This is a genomic window from Dechloromonas sp. H13, assembly GCF_009469615.1.
Taxonomy (GTDB): domain Bacteria; phylum Pseudomonadota; class Gammaproteobacteria; order Burkholderiales; family Rhodocyclaceae; genus Azonexus.
Genome location: NZ_SSXX01000001.1, coordinates 102,756 through 122,214, shown reverse-complemented (window position 1 = coordinate 122,214; position 19,459 = coordinate 102,756). Strand labels below are relative to the sequence as shown.

Here is a 19,459-nt window from a genome sequence, read left to right as displayed (position 1 = left end):
CTGCTTCGCGTTGCGCCGTCGGCCGTCAGTGCCGGCTCTGGATTTCCTCGATGTAGCCGAGCATGCCGGTCTGGATGTTGCCGGCGTTGCCTTCGTCGGTATCGATGTGCATGGCGAGGCGGAAGTTGGGATTCACGCGGACGACGACGTCGCCGAAGATCAGCTCGCGGTCGCCCTCGATGCGCACGCGGACGACGTAGTTGTCGCGCACGCGAAAGCGCATGGCGTCTTCGGGCGACATGTGGATGTGGCGCTGGGCGCAGATGACGCCGCGCTCGATCTGTGTGCTGCCGGCCGGGCCTTCGAGCGTCAGGCCGGGGGTTCCGGCGAGGTCGCCGGACTGGCGAATCGGCGGCTGGACGCCGAGCTTGAACTGCTCGGTCATGGCGATCTCGACCTGGGTTTCCTTGCGCGTCGGGCCGAGCACGCGGACATTGGCGATACGGCCCTTGGGGCCGACCAGATGCACCTTTTCCTCGCAGGCGTACTGGCCGGGCTGCGAGAGTTCGTGCATCGGCGTGAGCTGGTGACCGGGGCCGAACAGCGCCTCGACGTCGGCCTGCGCGAGGTGGACGTGGTGGGCGGAGATTTCGACCGGGATGGGCATTTCCTCCTCGGCCCTGGCTTCGAGCAGGAGCTGGTTGCGCTCGATGGCGCGCAGGGTTTCCCAGGCGACGAGTCGTTCATCGTCGTTGGCGACGACGAGGATGGCGACCGGCGAGTCGTCGGCCGAGATGACGGCGTGCGAGCCGATGTGGCCGAGGTTGCGGTTCTTTTCCTCGTCGAGCTTGATGCCCATGTAGCCGAGGCCCTGGCAGGCGAGACTGCGCACGGCGGCGCTGGTTTCGCCGATGTCGCCGGTGAAGGCGAGGACGTCGATGCCGCCCATCGCCGCGACGTAGGCGCCGATGTTCTTGCGCACCTGGTAGCAGAAGGCCTTGTGGGCGAGCAGGGCGCGGTGGTGGCCGTCGTCGGCGGCGGCCTCGATGTCGTGGATGTCGGCCGAGATGCCGGAGATGCCCTTGAGGCCGCTTTCCGTGTTGATCACGGTCGACAGCTGTTCGGGCGACATCTTGTGCTGCTCGATCAGGTGCAGCATGACGGCGGGGTCGATGCTGCCGGAGCGGCTGGGCATGATCAGGCCGTCGGTCGGCGTCATGCCCATTGTCGTGTCGACCGAACGGCCATGGTCGATGGCGCACAGCGAGGCGCCGATGCCGAGGTGGCACGAGACGATTTCGAGTTCGCCGAGCGGGCGCTTGAGGACTTCGGCGGCTTTCAGCGAGACGTAGCGGTGCGAGGTGCCGTGGAAGCCGTAGCGGCGGATGCCGTGCTGCTTGTAGAGATCGTAGGGCAGGCCGTAGAGGTAGGCGTAGGGCGGCAGCGTCTGGTGGAAGGCGGTGTCGAAGACGGCGACGTGCGGGACGCCGGGGAACTGCTTCATGGCGACGCGGATGCCGGCGGCGTTGACCGGGTTGTGCAGCGGCGCGAAGGTGGCGAGCTCCTCGATCTCGGAAATCACCGCCGGGGTGATGACGACGGAGCTGGCGAAGCGGTTGCCGCCATGCACGACGCGGTGGCCGACGGCGACGACGTCCTCGGGATGGAAGGCGAAGGCCTCGCCGAGCTGGGCGGTGGCTTCGCCGATCACCGTGAACAGCTCGGAGAGCTTGAACGGCCCGCGTTCCAGCACCTTCTGCTGCGGTCCGACGGTGACGGTGACGCATGTCGTCTGCCTGTCGGCGTTGTCGACGATGCCGTGGATGTCGGCGCCGCTTTCATGGGTGTCGTAGATGCCGAAATGGATCTGGCTGAGGCCGACGTTGAGCACGACGACCTTGCCCGGCGCGCCGGTGTGCAGCGACAGGGCGTAGGGATCGTCGGCATTGGCCACGGCGCGGGCCTGGGCGGTGACGATGTCGACCGACATGGCGCGCGTGCGGTCGGCGAGCAGGCGGGAGAGGTAGCCGACGGCCTTGGGGTTGGTCAGGATGTGGCTGTTGAAGACTTCCTGCGGGATCATCAGCACGAAGCAGCGGTTGCCGGCGATGACGTCGGCGACGATGCGGTCGCCGGTGAGCAGCGACATGACGCCGAACACGTCGCCGGCTTCGAGCTGACTGATGACGGTGCGCGTGCCGGTGTTGTCGGTCATCGAGATTTCGGCGTGGCCGCTGACGACGACGCCGATGAACTTGCCTTCGTCGCCGGTTTCGAGGATGGCTTCGTTGCCCTCATAGGTGGCGAAGCGGGACTTGATGACGATTTCCTCGACCTTGTCGGCCGGGAAGTGCTCGAACAGGCGCACCTGCTCAAGGAAGAAGCGTTTCAGATCGATTTCGCTCATGCTGGTTCTCGCTTGCAATCGGTATTTTTTTATAGGTTGAAGACTACCACTTTGCTGCATTGCAGCATAGGGGCGTTCCGTAACCGTCGGCCTGCTGTCGTTTTTTTGTCGCGGCGACCGTCGTTTTTGCGAAACTGTCACCGTTTTCTGCAAGAATTCCGGTCTTGAACAACCGCCACGATTCCGGATTCCCCATGACCTACAAAGTCTTTGTCGACGGCCAGGAAGGCACCACCGGCCTGCAGATCAACGAATACCTCGCCAAGCGCGCCGATATCGAACTGCTGAAGATCGATGCCGACAAGCGCAAGGATCTTGCCGAACGCAAGCGCCTTATCAACGCCTCCGACGTCACCTTCCTGTGCCTGCCGGACGAGGCGGCGAAGGAATCGGTGACGCTGGTCGACAACCCGGACACCTGCGTCATCGACGCCTCCACCGCGCACCGCGTCAATCCGGCGTGGACCTTCGGCCTGCCTGAACTGGCGCCGGACCAGCGCGCGAAAATCCGCGCCAGCAAGCGCATCGCCAATCCCGGCTGCCATGCCTCGGCATTCATCCTGGCGCTCAAGCCGCTGGTCGCCGACGGCCTGGTTGCGGTCGACACGCAAATTGCGGCCAATTCCATCACCGGCTATTCCGGTGGCGGCAAGTCGATGATCGCCCACTACGAAAGCCCGGCCCGCATCAATGCGCCGCGCCCCTACGCGCTCGGCCTGGCGCACAAGCACCTGCCGGAAATGCAGGCCTACACCGGGTTGACCGCAGCCCCCATCTTCCAGCCCATCGTCGGCCCCTTCTACAAGGGCCTGGCGGTCACCGCCTACCTGCACCCGAAGCAATTCTCCCGCAAGGCCGGCCCGGCGGACGTGCAGAAGCTGATGGCCGACTACTATGCCGGCGAACCCTTCATCCGCGTCGCGCCGGTCGACCTCGAAGCCAACACCGAAGGCGGCTTCTTCAACGTCGAGGCCAACAACGACACCAACCGCGTGGACCTCTTCGTCTTCGGCAACGACGAGCGCATGCTGCTCGTCGCCCGCCTCGACAACCTCGGCAAGGGGGCGTCGGGCGCAGCGGTGCAGGCGATGAACGTGCATCTGGGCGTCGAGGAGAGTCTCGGGCTGGTTTGATCGTTCGCCCTCGCGCAGGACGGGAGCCCGCCGGAAGGCGGGTTTTTGCTTTTTGGCAAGGCGGTGAGCGGCCCGATGTGGCCGCCGTCCAGTCAATACAACCGGATGGCCGTGTCGAAGTGCCAGGTCCGGCGGATCTCGATGACATCGACGTCGCGGGCGAGCGCCGGCTGGAACGGCAGATACGGGGTCTGGCTGAACACGATGCGTCGTATCGCATCGTCGATGGCCGCCACGCCGCTCGAACGGACGAATGTCACGGACTCGACCGAACCGTCGCTACGGATCGCCACCGTGACGACAGGATCGGAGTGGGGCTGTTTCACCAGTTCGCGCACCTTGTCGAACGTCATGTTGAAGTGGATTTTCTGGCTCCAGGCTTCCACGTAGCGAATGATTTCGGCATTGGGGTCGGTGCGCCCGAAGACCCGGGCGCGGCGTAAGCCGCTCGCCGAAGGTGACGGACGTGCCGCCTGCGCCGCGTCACGGCGGGCGGCCTCCTCGTCCAGTTGCCGTCCCATCGCCCGACGTATCGCATCCCGTCGAGCATCCTGCTCCTGCCGGGCGGCCGCTTGGCGGGCACCTTCCTGGCGCTCGGCCTCCAGTCGCGCCGACTCGGCGCGGGCCGCATCCTGGCGCGCCTGTTCCTGCCGGGCGGCGGCCTGGCGGGCGCCTTCCTGGCGTTCGGCCTCCAGCCGCGCAGACTCGGCCCGTGCCGCATCCTGGCGTGCCTGTTCCTGCCGTGCGGCGGCCTGGCGGGCGCTTTCCTGGCGCTCGGCCTCCAGCCGCGCAGACTCGGCCTTTGCCGCTTCCTGGCGTGCCTGCTCCTGCCGGGCGGCCGCCTGGCGGGCGCTTTCCTGGCGTTCGGACTCCAGCCGCGCAGACTCGGCCTGTGCTGCTTCCTGCCGCGCCTGCTCCTGACGGGCGGCAGCTTGGCGGGCGCCTTCCTGCCGCTCGGCTTCCAGCCGCGCAGACTCGGCCTGTGCTGCTTCCTGCCGCGCCTGCTCCTGACGGGCGGCAGCTTGGCGGGCGCCTTCCTGCCGCTCGGCTTCCAGCCGTGCGGACTCGGCATTTGCTGCTTCCTGGCGTGCCTGTTCCTGCCGGGCGGCCGCCTGTCGGGCGCTTTCCTGCCGTTCGGCCTCCAGCCGCGCAGACTCGGCCTTTGCCGCTTCCTGGCGTGCTTGCTCCTGCCCGGCGGCTGCTTGGCGGGCATTTTCGTGGCGTTCGGCTTCCAGTCGCGCCGACTCCGCGTGCGCCGCTTCCGCGGCGACTCGTTTTTGCGCCGGCGGGTCGCCCCGGGGCTGCGCCGCCGCGCCGCCCTCTCCTGAGGCTGCCGCGACGGCCGGAGCCGGCGCCGGCTCCGGCGGAGGAGGAGGCACGACGAACTCTGCTTCGTCCGACTGCTCGACGGTGATCACGGAGGGAACCGGCTTCGGCGGGGGCGCCAAACCGGGTCGTGCGGTCGCTGGTGATGTTCCGGTCGCTTTCTTAGGTTTTGGGCTCGCCTTGACCGCTGGCGTGCTTGGCGAAACGATCTTCCGGGCGGGCTGCGCCGGGCGCTGCTCGGGAGACTTGAATGTGACGACTGCCCGACCGGCGGTTATGGGTTGCCCGAGCGACGGTGGCGGCAACGGGGCCGGCGTGGTGCCTAGCTGCGAGTCCGTGGCCGGCGCCGGAACGAGCTCGACGCGCAGCAGGTCGGGCGCCTGGACCCGTCGCTCCTGCCAGGGGAAGGCGAAGCCGGGAAGGCCGAATTCCTGGCCGCTGAAGGTCAGGGTCAACAGCCATGCGTGGGCGACCAGGGAGAGCAGCAACGAAAGACGGAGCCGTCTCGCGCGATCAATCTGTTGCGGGCCGCTGCGGGCGGCTTCCATGGCGGACGCCGGCAACGGATCGGGTGGCGCTTCCGGTGCGCTGCCGGATGCCATGGTGTTCAAGCGTCCCCCACCGACAGCGGAACCTGTGCCTCGCCCATGCCGGTCACGCTACCGGCCGCTGAGCCGGTTCGGCCAATACCCATGCGCCGGACGGCAGGCCGGCAAATGTGCAAGACACTGGCTGGATGGCTTCGGTCAGCGCGAAGCCTTCGGGAAACAGCGGGGCAGCGCCGACGAAAGCGGTCTTCGCATTGGTGGGTCCATCAGCCGAGGGAAGAACGCCGCGCGGAGCACCCGCACGGACGAGGATTCCCATGGGCTGCCGGAGGCTGGCAGGGTTTGCACAGACACCGGAGTCCGTGGCCGAATCGGTATTCATGAGCCAATTATGCGGGCAGAATCAGGCGGCTGGCAACGAAACCATGTTGGCCGGTTTCGTGGAGGACTTCCGTCGGTTCCCGCAACCGGTTGCCGAATGGTCTGTCAGCGACCCTTGCTCATGGAAGGGTCATCGGGCTGGAACGGCCAAATTCCCCGCATTCGGGTGGTGCCGATGTTCAGGCGCCGTCCGCCCGCGGTGCGTCCGTCAGCCGGATCGGTCGTTGGGCGTCGTTATCGAATTCCCGTTCGTCTTCTCGCCACCGGCGGGCTTGCCGATTCCCAGCTTATCGGAGACCTTGTCGGATGCCTTGTTCAGGGCGCGGCCAGTGGCCTGCAGACCGCGCTCGATCCCATGTCCGGCCGCCTTGGCGCCGCGTTCGACGCCGTTTGCGGCAGCTTTGGCGCCGTGCTCGATCGCCGCGCCGGTTTTCTCGAGAACCGTTGGCGAGCTGGTTTCGCCCTCGCCGTTCGAAGCGGCGTGGGCGCCGGCCATGAAGGCGCAGCCGATGGCCAGCGGGAGCAGGGGCCTGAATGGATTCATCGTGATTTCGTCAGATCATGTTCATTCGCACCATATCACCATCGATCGGATTGGTCCCGGTCGAGATGTAACCTCTTGTTTCAATAATCGAAACACCGTGCCGATGGCCGCATCCGGCGGACCATGCCGATTTGCCGGCTGCCGGCGCGGTTGCGCGCCGGGCAGCCGATGGCGGGCCTGTCGCGGTCGACCGGATAAACAGGCCAAATTCCGGCATTGCCGCGCTGCTTCGCTGATGCGCTCCGGCGGCTTGACAGTGCCATGGGCAAGGATGATCCTTGTAATGTGCGATTCCGTTGGGGGTGCGGTCATGGCAAGCGTCCGGTTTCTGCTGTCCTTCCTGCTTCTCGCCTGGTTTTCCGCCTGCGCGCTAGCGGCGTCGGAAAACGGCGGCAGCGCCGCTGCCGCCAAGGCCCCGCCGACCAAGGTGCGCAGTCTCGAGATCGCCAACAAACCCTGGAAGGGCGATTTCGACGCCATGCTGGAGCGGCGGATCATCCGGGTGGCCGTTCCCTACAGCCGCTCCCTGTATTTCGTCGATCAGGGCCGCGAGCGCGGGCTGTCAGCGGAGCTGATCCGCGACTTCGAGCGCTGGGTGAACAAGAAGCACGCGAAGAAGCTCGGCAAGCGGCCGGTGACCGTCTACATCGTCGCCGCGACGCGCGACCGCCTGCTGCCTGATCTGGAAGCCGGCCTCGCCGATATAGCCGTCGGCAATCTCACGGTGACGGACGAGCGGCTCGCCATCGTCGATTTCGTCGCGCCGGATAACGAGGTGCTGAATACCGAAATCCTGGTAACCGGCCCGGCGACGCCGGAGATCAGGACTGTGGACGACCTTTCCGGCAAGACCGTGCATGTGCGCAAGACATCGAGTTACCACGCCAGTCTCGGCGCGTTGAACGAGCGGCTGCGCCGGGCGGGCAAGTCGGAGGTCAGGCTGGTCCTCGTGCCGGAGGCGCTGGAGGACGAAGACATGCTGGAGATGATGAACGCCGGCCTGCTCTCGGCCATCGTGGTGGACGACTGGAAGGCGAAGATGTGGGCGCAGGTGCTGCCGAAGATCGTGGTGCGCGAGGACATCGTGCTGCGCGAACCGACGCGGAAAGGCTGGGCGGTGCGCAAGGGGAGCCCGCAACTGGTCGCCGAACTGAACGAGTTCTACGTGACCTGGGCGCGGAAACAGGGGGTGCTGCCATATCGCCAGAAGCAGTACATGCGGACCATCAAGGCGCTCAACAGCGCCGCCGCCGAGCGTGACCGCCAGCGCTTCGAGGTGCTCATCGATGTCTTCGAAAAATACGGTGCGCGCTACAACTTCGACCCGCTGATGCTCGCGGCGCAGGGTTATCAGGAATCCACGCTGGACCAGAGCAAGAAGAGCCACGTCGGGGCGATCGGCATCATGCAGGTGATGCCGACGACCGGGAAATCGCTCAACGTGGGCGACATCGGGGTGACCGAGGCCAACATCCACGCCGGCGCCAAGTACATGGACCAGCTGATGACCCGCTATTTCACCGACGCGAAGTTCACCGAACAGAACCGCACCTTGTTCGCCTTCGCGAGCTACAACGCAGGGCCGGGCAACATTTCAAGGATGCGCAAGGAGGCGGCGAAACGCGGCCTCGATCCGGACAAGTGGTTCAACAACGTCGAGGTTGTCACTGCCGAGAAGATCGGCATGGAAACGACCACCTACGTGCGCAACATCTTCAAGTACTACGTTTCCTACAAGCTGGCGACGGATGCGGAGGAGCGGGCGGAGCAGCTGAAGCAGAAGGCGGGAATGCAGTGAGGGGGATGGAGGAAGGCGCGGGGGAGGCGGTGAGCCTTCACGTGCGGCCCGCACTCCCTGGACTCGGGGGTTTTAGCTCCGGCCGGGCCTGCGGCCCTTAACTCCGCTGTGCGGAGTTAGCCTGCGCTGAGCGCCGGATGTCACGCTTTTAGATGTAATTCACACTTCTTGGGTTCCGGCGCACCTGTCTCGAACCAAAGGGGTCAGGAACCAAAGGGTTCAGAGACAGTTCCCATTTTCGTTCTATCGCCTTTTCCATTCCAGTCACTATTCAAAATCCAAAATCCCCTTGTCCGACATGCGTCTGCGCCGGAGTTTCGACCATTTCGGCAGGCATCGGCGGCCTTCCCCGACGTCCAGAATTGTGGCGTATGCCCAACCAGGTGCAGATGGCTTCGGCAAAACGTTCGCTGCCCGAGGGCATGCCCAGTTGCAGGGCTTTCCGGATGTCATCGACCGCCTCGGCATCGAGTTCGGTTCGAAACAACTTCCTGTAGGCTGCGCGTCGTTCTTCGTCATCGCTGCCGAGTTGGCGGTAAAGGACGTGCGGGGTGAGACGCCCATTCATTTGCCCCAGCCCGTTGGCGCGGTAACTCGACCAGCGGTATTGCGCCGGGTCAGCCACCATCCCTGCCCGCACCGGGTTGAGTTCGATGTAGCGCTGGCACGCGAGGAGATAGCTTTCAGCTTGCACCACGCTGGATTTGTAGCGCCCTTCCCACAGGCTGCCGGTGCGCCGGTAGAAGCGGTTGGCGTACTGGACATAGCGGCGCCCGAGCGATTGCATGAGCCGGGACGGCGCGCCAGTCTCGGCCGGTGTCAGCAGCAGATGGACATGGTTGGTCATCAAGGCGTAGGCGTGGATGGCGCAGCCACAAGCGCGAGCTGCCTCTTCCAGCCAATGGAGATAGCAGTAGTAAAGCAGTAGTAATCTTCATCGGTGAAAAAGCACGGCTCGCGGTTGATGCCGCGCTGGACGATGTGCAGCGGGGTGTCGGCGAGCAATACGCGGGGGCGGCGGGGCATTTTTTCTAATGATTCAGAAAACTAAATGTCTCTGACCCCTTTGATTGGGAAAAAATGGTGTCCATCCTTGCGGTGTCGGTATCCAATTGAGTTCGGCGCGTGTTGTGAGATATGCGTGGCCTGCCATCAATGCGCAATCAATTTCGAATGGTGTTGCCATGATTACGTCACTCCTGAAAATATATGCTTGATCGGGTCGTAGCAATCTGTTTTATTTCGGTAGGAGTTTTGGTTCTATAGGATTGGGAGCCTTAGGTCCGCTGGAGTACTTGGGGCATGGCTCTGGCATCACCTTCTTCCGAAGGACGGTTCCATATTGGTGTTCAACATACCGATTCTCTTCCTGGACCTGCGCCACACTGTAAAAGGGTTTCAGCAACTTGCTCGCTGGGCTACCGACGATGACGTTGGCTTTGTTTAGCTCAACCGGGAATTCGGCCAAGGCAATACGTTTCCATTGACCCTTTTCGTACTTGAACAGGATTTGCGGGGGGTTGGGGCGCTGCCATTTGTTGTAGGCAATGCAGCCGGCCGGATAGGTGGCGATGTAGGGTATGCCTCTCATCACATCGAAAAGAATCAGACCCAGGCCGTTCGCTTCCGGCTCGCTGTCCCGGTAATCGGTTTTCCAGGTAATTTTTTGGTTAGAGCCAGGCAGGCTAAATGTCACAGTCTGATCCAGTGCCTCACGCTCTCTGCTCTCAATTGCCGGATACCCTCCAAGGTTATAGAAGCGCTCTGCAACAACGATTTGTCCGTCGTGTAACAATATTTCTTCTTTCCAGTTCATCGTATGACCACTAATTCCGAACAACCCTGCATGTGCATTCATGCTTATCACCAAGGCCAAAATCAAACCGATGGTGTCGGCGGTTTTTAACAGCCAATGTCTGTTATTCATGCTGCACTCCTTGATTGCTTAAAATACGAGGTGTTGGCAGCCGTTTTCGTCGGCATGGGCCCAGCTAGGGTTTTGCGTTCTTGGCCATTTTTTCCGGTTGACCGTAACAGTCGTGAATTCCGTTCTATTCTCAAATCCATTGCCTTCATTTTTCTTCCTCCACGACTTCCATCTGCCGGTTCGTGTTTGCTCCAAGCTCGATGACTTCATCCACCATCAACCCCCGTGGAATCTGGGAATTGCCTCGGACCCTGTAGACGCTCCGAAGCCTTAAATTTCGGCAAAAGGAGAGGTCATGGGCAGAAAGCGTTACGCAAATGACATCTCTCCGGTAGAGTTCGAGAATCAGTATTTCAACCGGCTACGGAGTGTCTAAGAATACCGGGGCGATTCCAATTGGGTATTCTCCGGACAGGCTGATGTCAGGTCAATTTCGCCATAGGCGCAGACGATCCCGTCCGGACCTCGGCGACTAGCTTCGTCCAGCCCAGTTTGGCCGTAGCGTTCAGTACGCTAGGTTGCTTGAACGTGCGCCAAGGATTCACAAACATATTGAAGAGTATTCCGGAGATCCAGACGCACGCTGTTTGCTTTGGCGAGCTACAACTCGGGGCCCGGCAATATTTCAAGGATGGCCTGCGGCCCTTAGCCCCGCTGCGCGGAGTTAGCCTGCGCTGAAACCCTGGGTGTTACGCCTTCACGTGAAGGCCACACTCCTTGGACTCGGGGTTTTCCCACCACCAGCGTCCTGAGCGGACGTCTTCCCCAAGCGAGATCGCGCGGGTGCACGGTGCGCAGCCGATGCTCGGGTAGAACTTGTCGTGCAGCGCGTTGTAGGGCACGGCATGCCGCTTGATGTAGGTCCAGACTTCCTTTTCGCTCCAGTCGGCGAGCGGGTTGAATTTTTCGAGGCCGTTGCCGTCGTCGTATTCGCGGAAGGGCAGGCCGACGCGGGTGGCTGCCTGCTGGGCGCGCAGGCCGGTGATCCAGGCCTTCTTGCCGGCGAGGGCGCGGCGTAGCGGTTCGACCTTGCGCATGAAGCAGCAGCCCTTGCGCAGTTCGATGGATTCGTAGAAGGCATTGATGCCGTTGGCGCGCACGTAGGTCTCGACGGCTTCGGACTGCGGGAAGTAAATCTTGAGCTTGAGGCCGTATTGCTGCTGCACAGCGGCCATCAGGTCGTAGGTTTCGAGCGGCAGGCGGCCGGTGTCGAGGCTGAAGATTTCGATCGGCAGGCCGGACTTGACGATCAGGTCGGTTAGCACCATGTCCTCGGCACCGAGGCTGTTGGCGAAGGCGGCCGGCGACCACTGGCCGGCGATGTCGGCGAGCAGCGCCTGCACGGCGGTAGACTTGGTCGCGACGCTGGCGGTCAGTTCGGGGGTGATGTTGAGCAGGCTCGGGGTCATGGCGGGCTTATCGTGGCAATCAGGCGCGGCGGCGGAAATGGGGTTGCGGCTGGCTGGTCGAGGCCTGATAGGCGTCGCCGAAGGTGGTGAAGCCGGCGGCGATGGCGTAGACCACATCCTTCTCGCCCTTCAGGGCATAGGCGTCGAAACCGACACGGCGCATGAAGAAAAGCTGGTCGTGCAGGACGTCGCCGACGGCGCGTAGTTCGCCCTGGTAGTGGTAGCGCTGGCGCAGCAGGCTGGCCGTCGAGTAGCCGCGGCCATCGACGAATTTCGGGAAGTCGACGGCGATGACGATGAAGTAGTCGAGGTCGCCGGCGATGTCCTCGATGCGGTCATCCCCCTTGAGCAGCAGGCCGATGCGCTTGTGGCAGGAGACGATCTCGGCCTTGCGCGCCTGCCAGACGGCGAGCGGGAAGATGATGTCGCCGGCAGGCAGGACGACGCTTTCCGGCGTTTCGCCTTCGGCCAATTCCAGCGTTTTCCAGGGGTCGACCGCAACTGCCTGGTTCTTGATAATGTGGGCCATCATGCAGCCTCCTTCTGTGCGACCTTCGCCTTGCCGTGGGCACGGCCTTCGTAAACGCGGTTCTTGAACGGGTCGATGCCGATGCGGTCGAGGGTGTCGAGGAAGCGCTCGTCAGCATGGCGGTTCTCGATATAGACCTTGATGATCTTGTCAACGACATCGGGCATTTCCTCGGCCGAGAACGAGGGGCCGATGACCTTGCCAAGCTTCGCGTCGTTGCCCTGGCGGCCGCCGAGCGTGACCTGGTAGAACTCGGCGTCGTTCTTGTCCACGCCGAGCACGCCGATGTGGCCGACGTGATGGTGGCCGCAGGCGTTCATGCAGCCGGAGATGTTGAGGTCGATCTCGCCGATGTCGAACAGGTAGTCGAGGTCGTCGAAGCGCTGCTGGATGGCGGTGGCGATGGGGATCGACTTGGCGTTGGCGAGATCGCAGAAATCGCCGCCCGGGCAGCAGATGATGCCGGTCAGCAGGCCGATGTTCGGCGTCGCCAGGCCCGCGGCCTTGGCCTTCTGCCAGACTTCGTAAAGGTCGGACTGCTTCACGTCGGCGAGGATGATGTTCTGCTCGTGGCTGATGCGCAGTTCGCCGAAACTATAGCGGTCGGCGAGGTCGGCGACGGTTTCCATCTGCTCGGAGGTGATGTCGCCCGGTGCGATGCCGTGCGGCTTGAGCGAGAGGGTGACGGCGGCGTAGCCGGCGACCTTGTGCGGGTGGGTGTTGCGGTCGACCCACTTTTGAAAGGCTTTTTCGTCGGGCAGCGCGACGTCGCCGACGGCGGCGTAGGCGGGCGCCGCGAAGTGTGCGGCGACGCGGTCGTATTCGGCCTGGGTGAGGGTCGCCGGGCCGTCCTTGAGGTGCGCCCATTCGGCTTCCACTTGTCTGGCGAATTCCTCGACGCCGAGCGCTTGGACGAGAATCTTGATGCGCGCCTTGTAGGCGTTGTCGCGGCGGCCGAAGCGGTTGTACACGCGCAGGATGGCCTCGCAATAGGTGAGGATGTCCTGCCAGGGCAGGAAGTCGCGGACGATCTGGCCGCGGATCGGCGTGCGGCCGAGACCGCCGCCGACGATCACGGTGAAGCCGACCTGGCCGTCTACCTCCTTCAGGTGCAGGCCGATGTCGTGGAACCAGGTGACGGCGCGATCCTCGCGGGTGCCGGAAATGGCGATCTTGAACTTGCGCGGCAGGAAGGCGAATTCGGGGTGGAAGGTGCTCCACTGACGCAGGATCTCGGCCAGCGGACGCGGGTCGATCACCTCGTCGGCGGCAACGCCGGCAAACTGGTCGGTGGTGACGTTGCGGATGCAGTTGCCGGAGGTCTGGATGGCGTGCATCTCGACCTCGGCCAGGTGCGCTAGCATGTCGGGCACGTCCTCGATCTTCGGCCAGTTGAGCTGCAGGTTGTGGCGCGTCGTGAAGTGGCCGTAGCCGCGGTCGTAGGTGCGGGCGAGGAAGGCCAGCTTGCGCAGCTGGGCCGAATTCAGCATGCCGTAGGGCACGGCGATGCGGAACATCGGCGCGTGGCGTTGCACATAGAGGCCGTTCTGCAGGCGCAGCGGGCGGAACTCGTCGTTGCTCAGCTCGCCCGATTTCCAGCGGCGGACCTGATCGCGGAACTGCTCGACGCGCTCGTTGACGAGTTGGCGGTCGATGGCATCGTATTTGTACATCGTACTTCCTTAAGCAAAGACCAGCTTGCTGCCGATCAGCACAAGCATGGAGGCCAGGATGCGGCGCAGGATGTGCTCCGGCACCTTGGCGGAAACGTGGGTGCCGAGCCAGATTCCGGGCAGCGAACCGAGCAGCAGCGCGCCGAGCAGCGACCAGTCGACGCCGCCGAGCATCCAGTGGCCGAGGCCGGCGACGAGGGTGAGCGGCACGGCGTGCGCCACGTCCGATCCGACAATGCGGACCGGCGAAAGTTTGGGGTAGAGGAAGAACAGCGCGGCGACGCCGAGGGCACCGGCGCCGACCGACGAGATCGTGACCAGCACGCCGAGGATGGCGCCGACGGCGACCGTGATCTTGCCCAGGCAGCACTGGCGCAGCGCAGAGTCCTCGTGCTTGCTGGCGTAGTCGCGCAGCTTGCGGCCGAACAGGATGGCGATGGCGGTGAGCAGCAGGGCGAAGCCGAGGCCATTGGAAATCACGGCGCCGATGGCGTTGCTGCCCTTGGGCAGTTGCGACAGGATGTAGATGGTGATGGCGGCGGCCGGGATGCTGCCGAGCGCCAGGCGGCCGGTGATCGCCCAGTCGATATGCCCCTTGCGGCCGTGCGCGATGGTGCCGCCGGCCTTGGTCAGCGCCGCGTAGAGCAGGTCGGTGCCGACCGCGGTGGCCGGATGCACGCCGAAGACCAGCACCAGCAGCGGCGTCATCAGCGAGCCGCCGCCAACGCCGGTGAGGCCGACGATGGCGCCGACGGCAAAGCCGGAAAGGGTGTAGAGGGGATCCATGGCGCGCATCGTAGCAGTGGCCATTTGAAACAAAAAGAATATTGGGTTAGATTGTTATATCCATGAGTTATTAAGCGCCGCCATGAAACTTCAGCAACTGCGTTACATCGTCGAGATCCAGCGCCAGGGCCTCAATGTCTCGGAGGCGGCGGAGTCGCTCTACACCTCGCAGCCGGGCATTTCCAAGCAGGTCAAGCTGCTCGAGGACGAGCTTGGTATCGCCATTTTCGAGCGCAGCGGCAAGCGCTTCACCGGCGTCACCGAGCCGGGCCGGGTGGTGCTGGCGATCGCCGAGCGCATCCTGCGCGAAGCCGAGAACCTGAAGCGCGCGAGTTCCGAATTCGCGACCGGCGACAGCGGGCGTCTGGTGCTGGCCGCCACGCACACCCAGGCGCGCTACGCGCTGCCCGTCGTGGTTCGCGATTTCGTCGCCCGCCATCCCAGCGTCAAGTTGGAGATGCACCAGGGCAGCCCGACGCAGATCGCCGAGTGGGTGCTGGCCGGCGACGCCGACATCGGCATCGCCACCGAGGCGCTCGACCAGTATCCGCAGCTGATCACGCTGCCGGTGCGCCAGTGGAGCCATTGCGTGATTGCGCCCGAGGGCCATCCGATCCTCAAGTCGGCGCCGCTGTCGCTGGCCGAGCTGGCGCGCTGGCCGCTGATCACCTACGACACCGCGTTCACCGGCCGCTCGCGCATCAACCGCGCCTTTGAGCGCATCGGCGTCTCACCCAACGTCGCGCTGACCGCCCTCGACGCCGACGTGATCAAGACCTACGTCAGCCTTGGCCTCGGCCTCGGCATCATTTCGGCGCTCGCCTTCGACGCGCAGCGCGACAGCGGGCTGGTCGCGGTCGACGCCGCGCACCTGTTCGAATCCAACACGACGCGGCTGGCCCTGCGCCGCGGCACCTACCTGCGGCGCTGCGACTACGACCTGATCGCCCTGTTCGCCCCGCACCTGTCGCAGCGCGTGGTCGAGATGGCGATGCAGGGCGGTGGCGCGGAATATCAGTTGTAGGGGGTGATCGGCGGCCGCATGCGCGGCGCCGTGTCGCGCAGGATCAGGGCGGGGGCGGAAAAGGGCGCCAGCCGTTCGAGAAAATCGAGTAGTTCGAGCACCGGCGAGTTGCGGAAGAAGCGGGCGGCCGGCGTTTCCATCCAGATGCGGTCGGCGTATGCCAGCAGGTCGTAGGGGCGGTCGCCGAAACCGTCGCCGTCGCCGTCGAAGCCTTCGTAGCCGTCCCAGTAGTTGCCCCACCAGGTGTCGTTCAGCGGGTCGCCGTCGCCGATGACGGTGACCGGCCACAGGTTGCTGCGGAAGGTGTTGGCGATGGCGATGTGGCCGCCCTTGGCACCATAGAAATAGACGCCGGTGATGTTGTGGGCAACCAGGTTGCCGATGAAGACGATGCGGTTGGTGGGGTTCATCGGCGAGTCGGCCATGATGCCGTGCGCGCAATGGACGATCTCGTTGTTCTCGACCAGCGCCGCCGAGGTCTCCTTGAGCGCGATGCCGGCGCCGGAAGCGTCCATCGCATGCAGGATGCGGTTGTTGCGGATGGTCAGGCCGTCGGAATTGAGGGCGATGATGCCGGTCGAGTTCATTTCGAGATGGTTGCGGTCGACCAGGCTGCGATGGGCAAAAAGGAAGTTGAAGGCGCGCCGGCTGTCACGGATGGTGTTGCCGGTGAAGCGGTTGCGCGGCGAGTTGGTCACCGTCACGTCTCGGATCTGCGCGATGTCGTTGTCCTCGATGCGGTTGTGCGTGCTGTACCACAGGCGCAGGCCGTCGCCGCGGTCGGCGGAATCGACCGGGCGCGAGCGGATGCGGTTGCCGCGCACGACGCTGTTGCTGGTCCGGTGCAGCGAAATGCCGAACAGCACATCCTCGATCACGTTGTTCTCGATCAGCAGTGCACTGCCCTCGGCCATCAAGCCGCCGTCGAGCTGGTCGTGCGAGTCGCCGCTGTTGCGCAGGGTCAGGCCGCGCAGCGTGACGCGGTCGGCGCGGACGGTGAGGACGGTGCCGTGGCCGCCGGCGTCGATGACGACCTGGCCGTCGCCTTCCAGCGTCAGCGGCTTGGAAATGACGGCCGGCCCCTCGTAGACGCCGGGCGGCAGGCGAATGCTCGCGCCCGGCAGGGCGGTGTCGAGCCAGGGCTGGAGCGGCAGCGCGGCGAGCGCCGGCAGCGCTTGGCCGAGGCAGAGGAAAAGGGCAAGGCGAAAAAGGCGCATCAGGGCGCAATTTAGCTGCCGGGGCCAGCTTCTGGCGTGAATCTGCATCAAGTTTTGCGCCGATCCCCCGCGCTGGCGATATAGAATGCTGCCTTGGCCCTGTCTCCGGAATGGTCTTTCGCGTCGCCGCCGCCTTCCGGACGTGGATTCCCGCTGCATCCCAGTGATCGCCCATGTCGATGGCTTCTTTCCGGTGCGCCTTCCTTTTCAGCCTGAGCCTGGCCTGCTGTCTGCTCGCCGGTACGGCGCGGGCAGAAGCGCCGGCGCTCCGCGTGGCGGTGCTGGAAGAGTCGCCGCCGCTCGGCTACCGGGATGCCAACGGCAACCTGACGGGATTCGCCACCACCATCGCCCGCGCCCTGTGCACCGAAATCGGCGCCCGCTGCGAATTCGAGGCGACCCGGCTCGACTCGCTGATCGACCGGGTGGCGGCCGGGTACTTCGACATCGCCGCCATCGGCCTGCTCAACACGCCGGAGCGCAGCCGCAAGGTCGTATTCACGAAGCCGGTCTACCGTTCGGTGACCCTGTGGGTCGCCCGCCCCGGCATCCAGCCCGGCGACGTCGCGGCGCGCGTCTCGATCTTCCGCGGCTCGGCCCATGAAACCTACGCCCGAGCCCAGCGCTGGCAGGTGATCGGCGCCCAGAACGAAGTGCAGATGATCGAACAACTGGCCGCCGGCGTGGCCCAGGCGGCCATCGTGCCGCTGATGACCAGCCTCAGCCTGCGGCGGCATCCGCTGTTCCAGCAGCTCGGCCTCAGCGCAAGCGTGCTGCAGCAGCCGGAACTGGCCGGCAACGCCTCGTTCGCCATCAATCCGCAGCGCGCCGAGCTCAAGGAAGTGCTCGACGTCGCGCTGGAGAACATCAAGCGCAACGGTACCTACGACCGCATCAACACGGAATTCCTGCCCTTCCGGGTCGAGTGACGCAGCGTCACAGAACGATCTGCGACCCCAGTTCGACGACGCGGTTCGACGGAATCCGGAAGAAGGCGGTGGCGCTGCCGGCGTTGCGGAACATGGCGACGAACAGCAGTTCGCGCCAGTAGGCCATTTCCGAGCCGAGCCTGGGGATCAGCGTTTCGCGGCCGAGGAAGAACGAGGCGTCCATCATGTCGATGTGCAGCCCGGCGTCGGCGCACAGGGCGAGAGCCGCCGGGATGTCGGGTTCGTCCTTGAAACCGTACTGGACGATGACCTGCGCGAAATTGCCGGGCAGCCGATGCACTTCGACGCGGTCGATATCCGGGACGCAGGGCACGTCGAAGACGCTGACGCTGAGGATGACCACCTGCTCGTGCAGCGTCTTGTAGTGCTTGAGGCTGTGTAGCAGGGCGTGCGGGACGGCATCCGGTGCCGGGGTCATGAAGATCGCGGTGCCGGGCGTGCGCCCGACGCCGCCGGCCATGACATTGTCGATGAAGGGCCTGAGTTCGAGCGCATCGGCGGCGAGCCGGCTGTGCAGCAGTTCGCGGCCGCGCTTCCAGGTCGTCAGCAGGATGAAGACCGCCAGGCCGAAAGCGAGCGGGAACCAGCCGCCGTCGGGAATCTTGATCGAATTGGCGAGGAAGAAGCCGAGGTCGATGCAGATGAAGGGCAGCGCCCCGAGCACGGCGCGCAGCGGGCTCCATTGCCACAGGCGCACGGCGACGGCGATGGCCAGGAGGTTGGTGATCAGCATGGTGCCGGTGACCGCGATGCCGTACGCAGCTGCCAGGTTCGACGAGCTGCCGAAGCCGACGACGAGGGCGATGATGGCGACCAGCAGCAGCCAGTTGAGCGCCGGCAGGTAGATCTGGCCGATTTCCTCGTCGGAGGTGTGCTGCACTTCCAGGCGTGGCGTGTAGCCGAGCTGGATGGCCTGCCGGGTGATCGAAAAGGCGCCGGAAATGACGGCCTGCGAGGCGATGACCGTGGCGACGGTGGCGAGGACGACCAGTGGGTAGAGCGCCCAGTCCGGCGCCAGCAGGTAGAACGGATTTTCGATGGCGGCCGGGTCGGCTAGCAGCAGCGCGCCCTGGCCGAAATAGTTGATGAGCAGGGCCGGCAGCACGTAGCCCAGCCAGGCATACTGGATTGGTTTCGCGCCGAAATGGCCCATGTCGGCGTAGAGCGCCTCAGCGCCGGTGATGCAGAGGACGACGGCGCCCAGCGCGAAGAAGCCGAGCGCCGAATTGCCGAGCAGGAAATTGACCCCGTACAGCGGGTTGACCGCAGCAAGCACCGCCGGATGGCGGACGATGGCGAAGGCGCCGAATACGGCGAGGGTGGCGAACCAGAGCAGCATGATCGGCCCGAACAGGGCGCCGACGCGCGCCGTACCGTGGCGCTGGAAGAGAAAGAGGCCGATCAGGATGCCGAGCGTGATCGGCAGGATGTAGGGCTTGAAGGCGGGCGTGATCAGTTCCAGCCCCTCGACGGCGGAGAGCACCGAGATCGCCGGCGTGATCACCCCGTCGCCGTAGAACAGGGCGGCGCCGAACAGGCCGAGGGCGACCAGCAGGCGCTGCCGGCGCGAGGCCGGGTCGCCGTTGTGCAGGGCCAGCGTCATCAGGGCGATGATGCCGCCTTCGCCCTTGTTGTTGGCGCGCATGATGAAGGCCACGTATTTCAGCGTGACGACGACGATCAGCGACCAGAAGAACAGCGACAGGATGCCCAGCACGTTGTCGGGGTTGATCGGCACCGGATGGTGCGCGCCGCCGAACACCTCCTTGATGGCGTAGAGCGGGCTGGTGCCGATGTCGCCATAGACGACGCCGAGCGCGGCCAGGGTCAGCGTCGCCAGACGCTTGTTGTCTTGCGTTTGCATGGA

16 protein-coding genes are annotated in these 19,459 nt (G+C 64.6%); 4 read left to right on the top strand and 12 right to left on the bottom strand.

The window, feature by feature from the left end:
* Nucleotides 1–25 precede the first annotated feature (25 nt).
* On the bottom strand, nucleotides 26–2,347 hold the full coding sequence (locus GH660_RS00575) for an acetate/propionate family kinase (protein ID WP_153144636.1): 2,322 nt from the start codon (nucleotides 2,345–2,347) through the stop codon (nucleotides 26–28).
* A gap of 194 nt (nucleotides 2,348–2,541) precedes the next feature.
* Between GH660_RS00575 and argC the strand changes: the two genes are divergently transcribed.
* Nucleotides 2,542–3,480 (top strand): N-acetyl-gamma-glutamyl-phosphate reductase, encoded by a 939-nt coding sequence (argC, locus tag GH660_RS00570; protein ID WP_153144635.1) that lies wholly within the window; start codon nucleotides 2,542–2,544, stop codon nucleotides 3,478–3,480.
* Between the two features lie 92 nt (nucleotides 3,481–3,572).
* Here the strand turns inward: argC and GH660_RS00565 are convergent, their stop codons facing one another.
* From GH660_RS00565 to GH660_RS00555, 3 genes are all read right to left on the bottom strand, one after another.
* A complete protein-coding gene (locus GH660_RS00565) occupies nucleotides 3,573–4,859 on the bottom strand; it encodes a TonB C-terminal domain-containing protein (RefSeq protein ID WP_153144634.1) in 1,287 nt (428 codons plus the stop codon).
* Between the two features lie 601 nt (nucleotides 4,860–5,460).
* On the bottom strand, nucleotides 5,461–5,673 hold the full coding sequence (locus tag GH660_RS00560; protein WP_153144633.1) for a hypothetical protein: 213 nt from the start codon (nucleotides 5,671–5,673) through the stop codon (nucleotides 5,461–5,463).
* Nucleotides 5,674–5,943: 270 nt separating this feature from the next.
* A complete protein-coding gene (locus GH660_RS00555) occupies nucleotides 5,944–6,279 on the bottom strand; it encodes a hypothetical protein (protein WP_153144632.1) in 336 nt (111 codons plus the stop codon).
* Between the two features lie 310 nt (nucleotides 6,280–6,589).
* Between GH660_RS00555 and GH660_RS00550 the strand changes: the two genes are divergently transcribed.
* The gene (locus GH660_RS00550; protein ID WP_153144631.1) at nucleotides 6,590–8,077 is read left to right on the top strand and encodes a transporter substrate-binding domain-containing protein; all 1,488 of its coding nucleotides are present in this window, start codon (nucleotides 6,590–6,592) and stop codon (nucleotides 8,075–8,077) included.
* Between the two features lie 271 nt (nucleotides 8,078–8,348).
* On the opposite strand, the gene GH660_RS00545 is transcribed toward GH660_RS00550, so the two are convergent.
* The 6 genes from GH660_RS00545 to GH660_RS00520 all read right to left on the bottom strand — a co-directional run bounded on the left by GH660_RS00545 (nucleotide 8,349) and on the right by GH660_RS00520 (nucleotide 14,401).
* The gene (locus tag GH660_RS00545) at nucleotides 8,349–8,924 is read right to left on the bottom strand and encodes a transposase (RefSeq protein ID WP_255478642.1); all 576 of its coding nucleotides are present in this window, start codon (nucleotides 8,922–8,924) and stop codon (nucleotides 8,349–8,351) included.
* Between the two features lie 390 nt (nucleotides 8,925–9,314).
* Nucleotides 9,315–10,004 carry a hypothetical protein gene (locus tag GH660_RS00540; protein ID WP_153144630.1) on the bottom strand — a complete coding sequence of 230 codons (690 nt, stop codon included), beginning with the start codon at nucleotides 10,002–10,004 and terminating at the stop codon, nucleotides 9,315–9,317.
* 689 nt (nucleotides 10,005–10,693) lie between these two features.
* A complete protein-coding gene (locus tag GH660_RS00535) occupies nucleotides 10,694–11,413 on the bottom strand; it encodes a phosphoadenylyl-sulfate reductase (protein WP_153144629.1) in 720 nt (239 codons plus the stop codon).
* A 19-nt stretch (nucleotides 11,414–11,432) separates the two neighbouring features.
* A complete protein-coding gene (locus GH660_RS00530) occupies nucleotides 11,433–11,945 on the bottom strand; it encodes a DUF934 domain-containing protein (protein ID WP_228276301.1) in 513 nt (170 codons plus the stop codon).
* The gene (locus GH660_RS00525; protein ID WP_153144628.1) at nucleotides 11,942–13,615 is read right to left on the bottom strand and encodes a nitrite/sulfite reductase; all 1,674 of its coding nucleotides are present in this window, start codon (nucleotides 13,613–13,615) and stop codon (nucleotides 11,942–11,944) included. The genes GH660_RS00530 and GH660_RS00525 overlap by 4 nt, the downstream gene beginning before the upstream one ends.
* A 9-nt stretch (nucleotides 13,616–13,624) precedes the next feature.
* The gene (locus GH660_RS00520) at nucleotides 13,625–14,401 is read right to left on the bottom strand and encodes a sulfite exporter TauE/SafE family protein (RefSeq protein WP_153144627.1); all 777 of its coding nucleotides are present in this window, start codon (nucleotides 14,399–14,401) and stop codon (nucleotides 13,625–13,627) included.
* Nucleotides 14,402–14,483: 82 nt separating this feature from the next.
* Here GH660_RS00520 and GH660_RS00515 point away from each other — a divergent pair, with 82 nt between their 5' ends.
* Nucleotides 14,484–15,425 (top strand): CysB family HTH-type transcriptional regulator, encoded by a 942-nt coding sequence (locus GH660_RS00515; RefSeq protein WP_153144626.1) that lies wholly within the window; start codon nucleotides 14,484–14,486, stop codon nucleotides 15,423–15,425.
* On the opposite strand, the gene nosD is transcribed toward GH660_RS00515, so the two are convergent.
* Nucleotides 15,416–16,642 (bottom strand): nitrous oxide reductase family maturation protein NosD, encoded by a 1,227-nt coding sequence (nosD, locus tag GH660_RS00510; protein ID WP_228276300.1) that lies wholly within the window; start codon nucleotides 16,640–16,642, stop codon nucleotides 15,416–15,418. The genes GH660_RS00515 and nosD overlap by 10 nt on opposite strands.
* Nucleotides 16,643–16,815: 173 nt before the next feature.
* On the opposite strand from nosD, the gene GH660_RS00505 reads away from it, so the two are divergent.
* Nucleotides 16,816–17,571 (top strand): ABC transporter substrate-binding protein, encoded by a 756-nt coding sequence (locus tag GH660_RS00505; RefSeq protein WP_228276299.1) that lies wholly within the window; start codon nucleotides 16,816–16,818, stop codon nucleotides 17,569–17,571.
* A gap of 7 nt (nucleotides 17,572–17,578) precedes the next feature.
* Here the strand turns inward: GH660_RS00505 and GH660_RS00500 are convergent, their stop codons facing one another.
* Nucleotides 17,579–19,456: a potassium transporter Kup gene (locus GH660_RS00500; RefSeq protein WP_153144624.1), complete on the bottom strand. Its 1,878-nt coding sequence runs from the start codon at nucleotides 19,454–19,456 to the stop codon at nucleotides 17,579–17,581.
* Nucleotides 19,457–19,459: the final 3 nt, after the last annotated feature.